Here is a 14,183-nt window from a genome sequence, read left to right on the forward strand (position 1 = left end):
GAGGCGCACGGCGACGCTGGCCCTTTTTGAGGAGGCCAGGCCGTGCAGGGGTAAATAAGGGAATTCAACGCTTTATCTGGAGCCCGACAAACCATTGGGTGATCTGTCGGACTTCTCAATGGGACCGATCGAAGGTCAGCCGTTCTGCGCCGTCAGCTGTGCTCGTCGCTTATCAGTGGCGGCTAGATCCAGCTGAACCTGCTCGTCCAGCACCACGCCATAGACTTCATAGGCTTGGTCCAGGCTGCAGAAGTCATCCAGGACATCTTCGCGCACCTGCTCGGCGCTACGCTCCAGCGGATTGCCGTAACCACCGCCGCAAGGCGAGTAGTACGCCATGACATCACCGGCCCGGGAGGCGTAGCCGGAGAACTTCGATGGCATCGAAACGATATCGTCAGGGGTTGCCACATTGTAGATTTCAGTCTTGCCGACCACGCCCTCACAGCCGCCGAAAATACCCCACGGCACGTCGTAATGGCGTTCGCTTTCATGGGTGATGAACCCGTTGGTCAACACCCGTTGCGCTTTCACCACGCCGATCCCACCGCGATATTTTCCGGCGCCGGGCATGACGTCATCGCGTAACTCGTAACGGTCACAAATCATCGGCAGGTGCATGCCGAGGTCTTCAATCGGGTTATTGCGGGTATTGGCCATGAGGTTGTCGATGGCGTCGGGACCATCAGACCGGGGCCGCCCGCCGTAAGCGCCTTCGTTGACCTCCAGGAACACCCAATAGTCGCCGCTGGGTTTGATGCCCGAATAGGCGGCAAAAGAGATCGACGCCGAACTGCCGGCAATGATCCGCTCTGGCAGTACCGGCGCCAGGGCCTTGATGATCAGGTCAATCATGCGGTTGCACTGGGTGAAACGCGCCTCGGCCGCTGCCGGGAAAATCGGGTTGAAAATAGTCCCTAACGGCGCCAGCACGCTGATCGGTCGGAACGAGCCTTCGTTGGACGGTACCGGGCTTTGCGTGGTGTAGGCATCCAGCAGGATCTTGCGAAACGCAGCAAATGCCGCGACCTTGCACGAGCCCTCGAAGGGTACGTTGTACGCAGTCAAGGTTTGCGCCGCGGAACCGGTCAGGTCCACGATTACCGAATCGCCCTGCACCTTCACCGTCACCACCACCGGTAAGCGCTGATCTCTATGGCGACCGTCGTCGTCGAGAAAGCCTTCGGCGCGGTATTCGCCGTCAGGAATTTCCTGAATCTTCTGGCGCATGATGGTTTCCGAGTAGTCAATCAGTTGATTGATCGCATCGAAAGTGAAGTCCTTACCGTAACGCTGCAGCAACTCCTTGAATCGCTTGACCCCCAAATGCGCAGAGGCCACTTGGGCTTCGATGTCGCGGATCAACTGCGTGGACGCGCGGCTGTTGTACTTGAACATCTGCACCAGCGCCTCATTGCGCACACCCTTCTCGTACAGCTTCAGACCTGCCATGAGCATGCCTTCGGCGTACACATCACCCACATCGATGATCAAGCCCGGTGTCGCCGCACCAATGTCAATGTGATGCGCGGTGTTACCGGAGAAGCCGACCAACTCCCCTTCATGAAAGATCGGAATGATAATGGCCAGATCCGGGCTGTGGCTCGAACCGTGGTACGGGTGGTTATGCACCACCACATCGCCCTCATGCCAAGCGCCGCCTTGCAGGGTCGCTTCAATTCCGCGCAGATACGCCGGGATGGAACCGATGTGCATGGGCGTCGATTCGGACTCACAGATGGTCTGATATCGGGTGTCGAACAGACCTGCGCCCATGTCTTGGGACTCGCGAATGATCGATGAGAACGACATGCGGTACAGCACGTGGCCCATTTCTTCGGCGATGGTTTTTAAGGCACCGTTGATGACTTGCAGGGTAATCGGATCTACTTTTTGCTGGCTCATGGCGCGGACCTCAAAGATTACGAACGGGAAATGATCAAGTTGCCATGTGCGCTCACTTTCGCGACCCAGCCTGGCGGCACCAATGAGGTCGAATCGTGTTGCATGAGCATTGCCGGGCCCTCGATGTATTGTCCTGCTTGCAACTTGTTGCGGTCATATCGCGGCGTTGACAAGCTCTGGCCGTCATCGAAAATGGTGGTTCGTTCGTACAGGAAAGCGTCACCGGTATCGCTGTCCTGAGCTTCCGGCAGCGCCGACCAGGCCAGTTTTTGCGACTGTGAATGACCGATGACCCGCAAGCTGACCACTTCGACCGTGGCATCGTCGAAACAATAGCCGTAGTCCTTTTGGTGCTCGCGATGGAACTGCGCCATGACCTCGGCAATGGCCGCACGGTCAACTGCCCCAGCGGGTATCCGCGAGCGCAACTCGAACCCCTGCCCGTCATAGCGGCATTCGGCGATGCGGGTCAGCTGCATATCAGCTGCGCTCACACCATCATTTTCCAGCTGTTTGCGGATGTCCGTCTCCAGCCCCTGCAATGCCTGTTCAATGCGCGCCATGTTCAGCTCGCTGATATCGTTGAGGTTGCACAGCAGCGACCGCAGCGCTTCGTATTGCAGGTCGGTGGTCAACAGCCCGGCCGCGGCAGTGATGCCCGGTGCAGGGGGAATCAACACCGACTTAGCGTTAACCTCATCCGCCAGCGCCGGACCGTGTACGGGGCCTGCGCCGCCAAACGGCATCAGTACGAAATCCCGGGGATCGATCCCTTTGGCGACGGAATTGGAGCGTATCGCCAAGGCCATGTTGTTATTGACGATCTTGAGAATGCCCAGCGCGGCTTGATGGACATCCATGCCCAGTGGTTTGGCAATTTTCTCTTCGATAGCTTTATAGGACAGTTGCGGGTCCACTTGCAGATCGCCGCCAAGCATCTGATCGGGGTCGAGCCGCCCGAGCACAATGTTGGCGTCCGTTACCGTCGGTTCCACACCGCCACGGTTGTAGCACGCAGGGCCAGGGTTGGAGCCAGCCGAGCGCGGGCCGACCTGGAAGCCTCCCGCCGCGTCAATGAACGCCACCGAACCGCCCCCTGCTCCGATAGTGATCAGATCGATCATAGGCACCAGCACCGGATGCCCGGAGACGTAAGAGTCCCGTGGGTTCATGATTTTGATCTGTCCGTCGACCAGCGTCGAAATATCGGCAGAGGTTCCACCGATGTCCACTGTAATGATGTTCCGTTCGCCATCCAGACCCGCGAAGTAATGCCCGCCCATCACACCGCCTGCCGGGCCGGACATCAAAATGTTCACAGGCCGATCGCAGCAGCTTTCCACGGTGGCCACGCCGCCGTTGGACTGCATGATGCGCAGGTCCGCATGAATACCGTTGTCTCGTAGCTGGGTGGATAAATGGGTCAGATAGCTTGAGGTGCGCGGTCCGACGTAGGCATTCATGGCCGTAGTGGAGAAACGCTCATATTCGCGCATGACATCGACCACTTCGCTGGAGCAGCAGACGAACGCTTGCGGCATTACCGCCTGAACAATGGCTTTGGCTCGAAGCTCGTGGCTGCGCTCGAGAAACGAATACATGAAGCCGATGATCACCGCCTCGACGCCGCGAGCCTTGAGCGTCAGCGCGGCGTTACGGACCTCCTCATCGTCCAGCGGCGTCTGAATTTCGCCATGGGGCGGCAGGACGCGCTCGTTGATCGCGATGCGGTTGCGCCGACGGACCAGCGGCGCGCTCTGCCACGGAACGTCGAAATGCAGGGAAAAGTTAAACGGGCGCTTGTGGCGGCCAATGTGCAGGATGTCGCGAAATCCCTTGGTGGTCAGCATCCCAACATTAGCGCCGTTGTGCTCAATGGAAATATTGGTTGCGACAGTGGTGCCGTGGACAATTTGTTTGATTTCGTCGAAGCCGATTTTCGCCTTGGCACATAACTCCATGATCCCGCGCATGACTGCCAGGGACTGGTCCTCGACCGTGGTAGGAACTTTATGGGAAAAAATCTTGCGGCCAATGGAATCCAGCTCGGTGGTTTCCAGAATCAGGTCTGTATTGGTGCCGCCAACATCTACGCCAATGCGTGCCATGTCATGATGCTCCTGCATTATCGCGAATGCCTCAAACCGGGCGTCCGGGGCAAGTTCGCCAGTTAGTTTTTATGTTGCAAGCGTTTCAATGATTGTACGGTCAGGCCAAGGGCTTTAAGCGGGGCTGTGATTCGAGCTCGCGCCCATCCAGTGCGCGCCCGCAAGTTTCCGGCAGGGAAAGACCTCCGGCGAGGGCAAAGATCGCAATCGCGGCGAGATAGAAAGCCGGTGCCATGGAGTTACCGGTCTGCTCGATCAACCAGGTGGCCATGAACGGCGCGGTGCCGCCAAACACGGTGTAAGCCATGTTGTAAGTGATGGCAGAGGCCGTGTAGCGGGTGTGGGTCGGAAAGACTTCGGACAACAGCACCGCTGTGACGACACCGCAAAGCACCGCGCCGACCGCGAGTAGACACGCACCCATCAGGCTCGCAACAAACGTCCCTGAACCGGCCAGCAGAAATGCTGGATATATCGTCACCAGTAGCCATAAAGCGGCGGTCAACATGGTGCGACGCCGGCCAACGTAGTCCGAGTAAGCTCCCGCCAGCGGACAGAGCCCTGCGGCGAATACCAGCGTGAGTACCGAGATCAACAAAGCCGTAGGCCGGGGTAAGCCCCCCTGAAGCTGCAGATAAGTTACAAAGTAGGTTGTGCAGATATAGAAGGACAAGGCCGTCAACGAGATGAATGCACCCAGGCAGCACATCGCGCCGGCCTGGTCGCGCAAGGTTTCTCTGAGCGGCGCATGGACACCGCGTTCGGTGGCTGCGATGGCCTTGAATGCCGGGGTTTCATCCAGCTGCCAGCGCAGATACAAACCCACCAGACCAAGGGGGGCGGCAATCAGAAACGGTAGACGCCAACCGTAGCTGGCCATTTCTTCGGCGCTCAGAAAGGTGTTGAGCAGGTAGGTAACGATGGCGGCGGCAGCAAAGGACGCAAACGTTGAAACCAGTGCGGCACTGCCGTATCGGGCACGTTTGTGGGATGGAGCGTGCTCGATCAAGTAGATACACGCGCCGGCGTATTCACCTCCGGCGGAGAACCCCTGTACACAGCGAATCAGCGTTAACAGCACCGGAGCCATCAAGCCAATGCTTGCATAAGTCGGCAAAAGACCGATCAGGGTAGTTGCACCTGCCATAAGCAGGATGGTCATCGATAACACCCGACGGCGCCCCAGCCGATCCCCCAACATGCCAAAGACCAAACCGCCCAGCGGGCGAAAGGCGAACGCCACGGCGAACACCGCAAAAGTGTTGAGCAGCGCCGTCGTCGTGTCGCCGCTGGGGAAGAAAATTTGCGCAATCGTGGTCGCAAGAAAGCCGTAGATCGCGAAATCAAACCATTCGACAAAGTTGCCGATTGAAGCCGCCCAAACTACTTTTTTCAACTCCACTGGTTGCTGGGGCGTGTGCGAATTAGTTGTCATATCCACCTCACTGTCAGTTGTCGGAACAAGCGATGGGCAGAAGCTAACTAAAAAAAAGAACAGCGGGGCTGTTGGTCTCTGGCGGACCTTGGTTGCCGCCCGCAACGACACGACTCTTACCGACCAAGTCGCTGCGATGTCACTCCAATCGCTTCCTCAGATCACGCTTGGAACGCGCGCTTGCTGAAAATAAGGCTGGCGTTTGCGCCACCAAAACCGAAGCTGTTACTCATCACGCAATCCACCGACTGGTTCAGGCGCGTAGTGCGAATGATTGGCAACGGTTCGACTTCAGGATCAAGTTGCTCAATGTTGTGGGACGCGGCGAGAAACCCGTGTTGCATCATCAACAGCGAATAGATCGCTTCATGAACGCCGGCCGCGCCTAGTGCATGACCGGTCAACGATTTGGTAGAACTGAACGCAGGCAAGTTGCCGTCGAACGCCAGCAAGGCAGCGCGCAACTCGACCAAATCGCCCGCCTGGGTGCTGGTGCCATGGGTGTTGAGGTAATCCACAGTTTCATCACAGGAGCTCAATGCCGCCTGCATGGAACGCAGTGCTCCGTCGCCACTGGGTGACACCATGTCCTGGCCGTCGGAGGCGGTGCCATAACCGATTACCTCTGCGTAGATCTTCGCACCACGCTCAAGGGCGTGCCCCAGTTCTTCAAGAACCAGCACGCCACCCCCACCGCTTATCACGAAGCCATCGCGTGCAACATCGTATGGCCGACTCGCCTGGGTGGGCACACGGTTGTAGCTAGTCGAGAAAGCCCCCATGGCATCGAACATACAGCTCTGGCTGACATGCTCGGCTTCGGCGCCGCCAGCGAATACGACATCCTGTTTACCGAACTGGATCTGCTCAAAGGCGTGACCGATGCAGTGAGCACTGGTCGCGCACGCAGAAGCGATGGAATAGTTGAGGCCCTTGATGGCAAAGAAACTGGCGATACAAGCCGAGACAGTGCTTGTCATGGTGCGCGGCACTCGATAGGGACCGACCTTGCGAATGCCCTGTTCCAGCAACTGGTTGGCCTGGACAATATCTTCGCTGGAGCCGCCGCCGGATCCCATCACGCAGCCCGTTCTGGGATTGGACACCTGCTCTGGCTCAAGCCCGGCGTCCGCAATCGCATCGCGCATCGCCAGATAGGCATAGGCAGCGGCATCGCCCATGAAGCGCCGCTGGCGGCGGTCAATCTGCAGCAAATCCACGTTCAGCAGCCCGCTGACATGGCTACGCAGTCCTGCTTCGGCGTAGGTCGGATTGAAGCCGATCCCCGAGCGCCCTTCACGCAATGCCCGCACAACCTCCACCTGGTCATTGCCCAGGCAGGAGACAATGCCCATCCCGGTCACTACAACGCGCCGTAGGCCTATGGTGTCCCTGGATGATTTTTGAGTATGCAACACGTAACTCCTTTCTCTTTTCGCAACGTGAACAATGCGGCGATGTGGTCGAGTCTAATGGTGATTTTTCATTCTGATAATTCGTATATCAACTTGGTTTATTGCCGAAAAACGCATCAATTAAAATGGGGGCACGGACGTTCCCGGCCGTCGAAGAGACCGAGACAACAATGCAGTCTAGGAAGCTGGCGAGAGGTGACCAGCGCACCGAAGCGATGTCGAATGCACCGGCCTTCCCTGAGCAAGTCAAGCGGTTACCAGGGAAGGCCAGCATGATTCGCTGGCGAAAGTGGCTTAACCTGTGAATCGCTCTACGCGCGCAGGGCTTCGCTGCATCAGAACCTTTCCGTTGCGGATCGACATCAGCACTTGCCCCTGGCTGCGGATCATTTCGTAGTCGTCTGGCGCGGACAGGATCAATACATTGGCCGGTCGGCCGATCTCAAGCCCGTAGCGATCACCCAGGTGCAGCGTCTTGGCGCTGTTATCGGTGATCAGATCCAGAGAACGCTTCAGGTCCTCGTAGCCGAGCATATGGCAGATGTGCAGACCCGCTTCCAGAATGCGCAGAATGTTGCCATTCCCCAGCGGATACCATGGATCGACGATTGAGTCCTGACCGAAGCAGATGTTCATGCCAGCCCGGTCGATCTCCGCAACCCGAGTCAGGCCGCGACGCTTGGGATAACCGTCGAAACGACCTTGCAAATGGATGCTCTCGGTCGGGCAGGAAATAAAATTTATGCGCGAACGCTTGAGCAATCGAAACAGCTTGTAGCAGTACGCATTGTCATAGGAGCCCATCGCCACCGTATGGCTGGCGGTTACCCGCTCACCCATGTCGCGCACCCTCGCCTCCTCGGCCAGCACTTCCAGAAAGCGCGACTGTGGATCGTCGGTCTCATCGCAGTGCACATCTACCAGGCACCCCGTCCGCTCCGCCAGGTCCATCAGAAACTTCACCGAGGATTCGCCCTGCTCACGGGTATTTTCAAAATGCGGAATACCGCCCACTACGTCAGCACCCATGGCCACGGCTTCGGTCATCAAAGCACGGCCATTCTTGAACGATTCGATACCCTCTTGAGGGAACGCAACGATTTGCAGGTCGATGAGGTGCCGGGTTTCCTCACGCACCTCCAGCATGGATTTGAGCGCGGCAAGGCTTGGGTCGGTGATATCGACATGGGTACGCACATGCTGGATACCGTTATCGACCAACATGTCGATGGTCTTGCGCGCACGTACTTTAGTGTCCTCATGGGTCACTAGCGCCTTGCGCTCGGCCCAACGTTCAATTCCTTCGAACAGCGTACCGCTCATATTCCATTTCGGCTCGCCGGCGGTGAGCGCGGCGTCCAGGTGGATGTGTGGCTCGACAAACGGTGCGGTAACCAGATTCTGTCCGGCATCCAGGTCGGTTGCGTCAATGGTTTGAAGCACATCAGTCTGAGGGATAATGGCCGCAATATGCGCCTCATCGAGCTCGATTCGAAAAAGGCCGTTTTTACCGCGCAGTCGCGCGTTTATGATATTCATACTTACTCCTTGCTATTGACGTCGGTCATGCGCCATACCAGCAGCGCGACCGAGGCATTCATGCGAAATAGAGGGTCATCCAGCGACAGCCCGCTGTGTTGTTCGATGCGTTGAATACGTTGGGTGATGGTGTTGCGATGGATCGCCAGCCGGGAGGCGGCCTTGAGGGCATTGCCGTTTTCCTGCAGCAACGCATCCAGGGTCTCAATCAGAGTGAACGGGTGCTTGCGGGTAGGCTCGATCAAGGCGCCGAGGGTCTGCTTCACGAAGTGATCAATCACCGTACGGTCGCTTATGCCCTGCAACAGCCGCAGTACTCCCAGCTCGCTGAAGTCGCAGAGGCCGCTGGCCGGTCGCAGGTTTTCCGCAACGTCTAGCGCTTGACGCGCCTCGCTTAAGGCCTGACGGTATTGGCCACAATCCTCGACCCGGTTTGCCAGCCCCATGAAAACCGTCATGGTTCCAATCAAACTGCTGAGTTCGCGGTGCAGATACAAAAGATCGTCACGCAGCTGTGCACGGTTCGCCAGTAGCACGATGAACAAATCACCTTGTAGGATTACCGGCAATGCTTCAGGTAAACGGCGGTTCCAGGCTTCCAGGTAGTCTTGCAGTGCCTGTTGCGTCTGCTGCAACAATTGCTCAGCCTGGGCCGGGGGATGGTTTTCGAACAGACCTCTGACCGACGACAGCCGCAAGGCCACGAGATGACGTGGCCCTTCAAGAGGAAGCTGCACGTGCTCGGCACGCTGGCGCGCGATAGCCAGGCTCGGGTAGTCGCCGGTCAGCAGTTGGCTGAGGATGTCATGACGTGAACGCCGCGCCTGAGCGGTCTGCACCAGCGCCGTGCCGATCGTGTGGCTGACGAAGACCATCTTTAGAAGATAGGGCTGCTCAATCAGAGGCAGGCCAAGTACCTCGGCCCGCTCGATAACCGCTGGGGGGATGCTTTGAATGAACGTTCCCCCGGTGAGAACCACCAGACCAGCAATCCCCATATCCACACCGTCTTCGACTACTCTCAGGAGATTAGCCTCGTTCCTGGTGTGATTGACACCAGTAATAAACACCAGCTCGCCCCCCATCACCCACTCGGCGATCCCTTCGTTCTCAGCCACATAGGGCCAGCGGACACTGCGATGCAGCTGACCCGCACCAGCACGCACGCTCAGCTCCTCGAGGCCGGTCAGTTTGAGGACTTCCTCAACGGTCAAACTCACTACTCCCCCTGTGCGGCGCTCACCGCGACACGACGACCGCTGAACTGCAGCAATCCTATATAACAGACGGCTGATACAGCGATACCCACCAGCGGAGCGACCCAGGGCGAGCAGTATGCGACCAGGGCCCCCACGGCGTAGGCGCCCAGGCCCATGAGGTTGTAGCGAGGCAAGCTGGCATTCGCTAACAGCGGGTATTTACCACGGTGGCGATACCAGAAATCAGCCATGATTACACCGCCCACAGGAGGAATGATCGAGCCCAGCAGCACCAGAAACGGGATCAGCATTTCGTACATACCGCCGATGGCCAACAGCACACCGACACCCGCGGCAGCAACCGTCATGGTGCGTCGTCGCTCGCTGCGCAGCAGATGGCAAGACGCAGCGGCGACGTTGTAGATGGTCGGACCTTGAATGGTCCAGAGGTTGAGGCAGAGCATGATGACTGCTGCGAAGGACAAGCCTTGAAGGATCATTACCTCAACGATATCGGCCTGCTGATAGACGATTGCACACCAAGCTCCGGCGACCACCATCAAGCCGTTACCTATCAGAAAGCTCACGACACTGGCGATGATTGCCACGCGACCGGTACGCGACAACCGGGTCCAGTTGGTCGCCTGAGTAGCACCGCTGGCGAAGGTGCCAAACACCATCGTCACCGCCGCCGAAAAGGTCATGGTCTCATGGGGAATGACAGCCGCCAGCCCCTTAAAGCCTCCAATATCGCGGGTGGCGATGTACATGGAAACGATCAGCAAAATAAACATCAGCGGTACAGAAACACGCGACAGGACATCCAGGCCTTTGTAGCCCACGATAGCCGTGATGCTGAAACCAAAGCCGAACAGGATCATCAACGGAATCGTCAGTCCTTCGGACAAGCCAAGCATTTTTACCAGAACAATAGCCGCCGTCGCGGTGCCCCAGGCGTACCAGCCCAACTCAGCAAAGCCCAGCAGAAAGTCGGACAGCCTGCTACCCGCCTCGCCGAAACAAAACCGTCCCATCAGGACGGTGTTAAGGCCACTACGCGAAGCAATGAAAGCCAGGGCCGCAGCATAGAGTGCCAATAGGCTATTGCCGATGGTTGCAATCCATAACATGTCGGTGAACGAAAATGCCATGCCCAGCTTCCCACCGGCGAACATTGTGCCGGTAAAGAACGTGAAACTGAACAGAACCATGGAAATGGAAAGAAGCCCCTTGCGCGCAGATTGCGGGGCTTCGCTTAACGGAAAATCGCCAGATGCACTCATGTCTTTTTTCTCCAGATCGAAAGCGTTGATGGACAGGCCTGCAAGGGCTGGAGCAAATACTGGGCCTGTTCTCAAACGCTAGAAAATTAAGAATTAAGCGTGCGAAGCGAATACAAGGTAATGTGCATCTATCACATTTTTATAGGCAATTAATTTGGCTGCGTATGCACGACGCCCTTTTATGTAGCGCGAACGCACTGTTTAGGTACGAAGCCCGGCGTAGCAAATACCTTGCTCAGCATATAGCTGAGAATCTTGCAGGGGCCCTCAAGTCCGTCAATATGGCTGTCGACAGTTCACCGACCCAACACTAAGTCTTTTCTCTGACTGAGCTTGTAGCAAGGCAACGATTTAGCTCGTTTGGGCGAACCCGTTTATAGCGATGCATCAAATCGAGATTGATGTCTCTCCGTCTCTTTGGTGATATTGTACCCCCACTACCGATACCCTCAGTTTTCAAACCAGGATCACCCGCTCCATTGAGGCATTGTTCTGACAACCCCTACGACAAGTAACGGCATGGGCATGGGCTAACGCCAGTGACGGAGGTGAGACGGATGTCTGACGTATTGCGAGTCCCTGCACGACCTCAAGGCTTTGTGTGAGGTAGAATTTTAACGGGTTAGGCTAACGGTATGAGCATTGATCAGCCACCCGTGCAGGATGCAAGCAGTACACCCACGCAAACTCATATTTGGGCGAGACCGAAAATCGCTCTTTATATCGTCCGACGCAGGGCCAGGCGAGAATTCCAGCAAAATACCGCCTAAACTGCTTGGTGTTTAAGCACAGCTGGTGGCGTGACCTGGCAGGTTAAAACATACATGCGGTGGACTTTTCCCCTGCATTCACTTGCTCGGATCAGGCTGCTAACCGATCGCCTTCTTTAGCCAGACAGCCCTTGCGTGCAAGCTAGCACTGCACCGTCTTCAGCGGCCGTTGCCGATGCTCCCGGTGCAGGTACCTCGTACTATGGAGTGCTGGTTGTGGCGCCGGCCGCGATTGGTGCGGCCGAGCCAGCGCCGTATGCGCACCACTGGGCCATGGCTGTGGCACCCGGGCGGCTGCGGTGACTCGCCGGACCGTTGCGGTTCACGCCGGGTGTGCCCGAAGGGGCGGAAGAGCGGTCGCGGTAGGAACGGCAGTTACCTGCCGCCCCCCGCACAGATCCGTACGTGCGGAACTACCGCATACGGCTCCTGCCTCGGGTATGTGACGCAAAGCGATCCTCAGGGTAAGGATGTGCATTTCTAGGTCTCGGGATGTAGAGATCGGCAAGGCGTCCGTACCGTGACCATTGAAGCCGATTACGCTGGCTGCGTCGCTTAAGGGCTTGCCGCCAGAGACGGCATACCGCCAAACGAAAACCGCTAAGACGTATCAGGTTCCCCGGTACCGCGTGGTAATTGAAGTAACCGCTCACCACACGTTTGAGCCATTGCCCTTGAACCCGGACAAGGTCATGACGCCGGCGACTCAACTCCTCACGGATAGCAAGAAGCGTCGCACGCATACGCTTTTTGACAGTCAGTCGCAGTACTTGGAAGTCACCGCGTCGGCTGACACTACAACAGTGGGTGAAACCCAGAAAATCAAAAGTCTCCGGTTTTCTCAAACCTCGTTTCCTGCGATTCGTCACAGCAAAACGACCAAACTCGATCAGTCGTGTTTTCAAGGCGTTGAGCGATAGGCCGAACCTGGCCAACCGTTCCTGCAACTGCACCAGAAACTGCTGAGCCTGCACTTTCGTCCTGAACCCCACCACACTGTCATCCGCGTAGCGCACGACAATCACATCGCCACGGGCGTGGCGCTCGCGCCACTGCCTTGCCCATAGATCCAGCACGTAGTGAAGATAGATATTCGCCAGCAGCGGCGATATCACTGCGCCTTGGGGCGTCCCCTTGGTCGCAGCCACCCTACGGCCATCCTCCACAACGCCCGCTTGAAGCCATTTGCAGATAAGCCCGAGCAAGCGCCGGTCTGCAATTCGGTGTCCCAGAAACATCAGCATCCATTCATGGTCGATCTCATCAAAGAACGACGTGATATCCGCATCAAGTATCCAGTTCACCTTTTGGCTTTTCAGCGCGACCGTTAACGCAGCCAGCGCATCGTGCTGACTGCGGCCCGGTCGAAACCCATACGAGAATCCAAGAAAGTCCTCTTCATAGATCGCATTCAGAACGGTAATAACCGCCTGCTGTACAATCTTGTCCTCCAAAGAGTCAATGCCCAACGGGCGCTGCCTGCCATCGGCTTTGGGAATGTACACCCGCCGCGATGGCGTTGCCCGATAGGCTCCACTGTGGAGCCTTGCGTGCAAATCGGTCACCCGCTGGAGAAGACCTTCCTCATATTCTCGCCACGACATGCCGTCCACGCCCACCGCTGCATCGCGGCGCAAGGCATAGAAGCTCTGCGCCAATAACTGCGGTGTGATGTGGTGCAGCAATGCCGTGAACTGCATGCCCTTGTTCCTTCGGGCTGCTTCACGTACACCTTCAAGTCCCATCGACGCGCAACTGATCCGACTCTGTGTCCGGGGCGCGGGGGACGTGTCGGTGTTTCCCTTGGCTACGTCCCTTTCCTCCACTATCTCCGCAGGGCTTGGCCCCTTGTTCGATGGCTTCTCAGGTACTACGGACGTATCCGACTTCTCAGCGACGTAGGCAGCAGGGTTACGGCTTTTGGCCTTTCCTCCTCCGCCCGGTGCTTGCGCACCGGGCACCGCTGAGATCTCCCAGTTTCTGTGCAAAGGACTTCCCGACGTGCACAGGGTCTCCGACCGCGCGGGATCAGAGCATGACTGGCGTATAACGCCATGCTCCGTATTGCCTTCTGCTTCGGTTAACAGCATCGGCATCCCGAATTCCTGATTACGCGGCTCAATGGCTGGCCCATCGGTTTCCCCTGTCAACGCTTCACCCTGCACCTCACGGTGCAACATGCATGACTCGGGGTCTGGTTGATTCGCCATTTCTTACCAGTATCGAACTTTCATCGACTATCCTCTGCCAGCTTTAACTGGCGCTCTAACCGTCCGGCAAAGTCACCTACCCGATCCCAGCAAAGGGCGATGTTCTCCACCTAAAAATACGTGGACACCATCACTCTTATCGTCAGGATTCCCATGCGCCGAAGAACGTCTTAGCCCAAACCCCTTAAAGCCCAGATAGTCCAGGAATGCCTGCAACCCGGCGTGTCGATGGCCAGCGTCGGGGGAAGGTTCCGTGTTTCCAGGTAATGCTAGGGGACGACACCTAGATCAGTGCCCCCCGCAGGAAGCAAGCGACGCA

Annotated in this window: 8 protein-coding genes; all 8 read right to left on the reverse strand. The window is 57.4% G+C overall.

Annotated features, from left to right (window positions below; all coding sequences use genetic code 11):
- Nucleotides 1–135 precede the first annotated feature (135 nt).
- A complete protein-coding gene (locus AC19YS_RS11350) occupies nucleotides 136–1,905 on the reverse strand; it encodes a hydantoinase B/oxoprolinase family protein (RefSeq protein WP_010565165.1) in 1,770 nt (589 codons plus the stop codon).
- 17 nt (nucleotides 1,906–1,922) lie between these two features.
- Nucleotides 1,923–4,013 (reverse strand): hydantoinase/oxoprolinase family protein, encoded by a 2,091-nt coding sequence (locus AC19YS_RS11355; protein WP_010565164.1) that lies wholly within the window; start codon nucleotides 4,011–4,013, stop codon nucleotides 1,923–1,925.
- Nucleotides 4,014–4,113: 100 nt separating this feature from the next.
- Nucleotides 4,114–5,448, reverse strand: coding sequence for an MFS transporter (locus AC19YS_RS11360; protein WP_010565163.1), 1,335 nt, complete (start codon nucleotides 5,446–5,448; stop codon nucleotides 4,114–4,116).
- A gap of 161 nt (nucleotides 5,449–5,609) precedes the next feature.
- Nucleotides 5,610–6,833: a beta-ketoacyl synthase N-terminal-like domain-containing protein gene (locus AC19YS_RS11365; protein ID WP_373419541.1), complete on the reverse strand. Its 1,224-nt coding sequence runs from the start codon at nucleotides 6,831–6,833 to the stop codon at nucleotides 5,610–5,612.
- A 324-nt stretch (nucleotides 6,834–7,157) separates the two neighbouring features.
- Nucleotides 7,158–8,402, reverse strand: a complete 1,245-nt coding sequence (codA, locus tag AC19YS_RS11370; protein ID WP_010565161.1) for a cytosine deaminase — start codon at nucleotides 8,400–8,402, stop codon at nucleotides 7,158–7,160.
- Between the two features lie 2 nt (nucleotides 8,403–8,404).
- Nucleotides 8,405–9,622: a PucR family transcriptional regulator gene (locus tag AC19YS_RS11375; RefSeq protein ID WP_010565160.1), complete on the reverse strand. Its 1,218-nt coding sequence runs from the start codon at nucleotides 9,620–9,622 to the stop codon at nucleotides 8,405–8,407.
- Nucleotides 9,622–10,884, reverse strand: coding sequence for a cytosine permease (gene codB / locus AC19YS_RS11380; protein ID WP_010565159.1), 1,263 nt, complete (start codon nucleotides 10,882–10,884; stop codon nucleotides 9,622–9,624). The genes AC19YS_RS11375 and codB overlap by 1 nt, the downstream gene beginning before the upstream one ends.
- A 1,183-nt stretch (nucleotides 10,885–12,067) precedes the next feature.
- Nucleotides 12,068–13,354, reverse strand: a complete 1,287-nt coding sequence (gene ltrA, locus AC19YS_RS11385; protein ID WP_010565158.1) for a group II intron reverse transcriptase/maturase — start codon at nucleotides 13,352–13,354, stop codon at nucleotides 12,068–12,070.
- Nucleotides 13,355–14,183: the final 829 nt, after the last annotated feature.

The sequence above is a fragment of the Pseudomonas sp. MF08831 genome (genome assembly GCF_059862645.1).

Excerpts from the sequence above, each read along its gene's own strand:
- AC19YS_RS11355 (WP_010565164.1), bottom strand. The coding sequence starts at position 4,013 with ATGGCACGCATTGGCGTAGATGTTGGCGGCACCAATACAGACCTGATT.
- codB (WP_010565159.1), bottom strand. The coding sequence starts at position 10,884 with ATGAGTGCATCTGGCGATTTTCCGTTAAGCGAAGCCCCGCAATCTGCG.
- AC19YS_RS11350 (WP_010565165.1), bottom strand. The coding sequence starts at position 1,905 with ATGAGCCAGCAAAAAGTAGATCCGATTACCCTGCAAGTCATCAACGGT.
- AC19YS_RS11360 (WP_010565163.1), bottom strand. The coding sequence starts at position 5,448 with ATGACAACTAATTCGCACACGCCCCAGCAACCAGTGGAGTTGAAAAAA.
- codA (WP_010565161.1), bottom strand. The coding sequence starts at position 8,402 with ATGAATATCATAAACGCGCGACTGCGCGGTAAAAACGGCCTTTTTCGA.
- ltrA (WP_010565158.1), bottom strand. The coding sequence starts at position 13,354 with ATGCAGTTCACGGCATTGCTGCACCACATCACACCGCAGTTATTGGCG.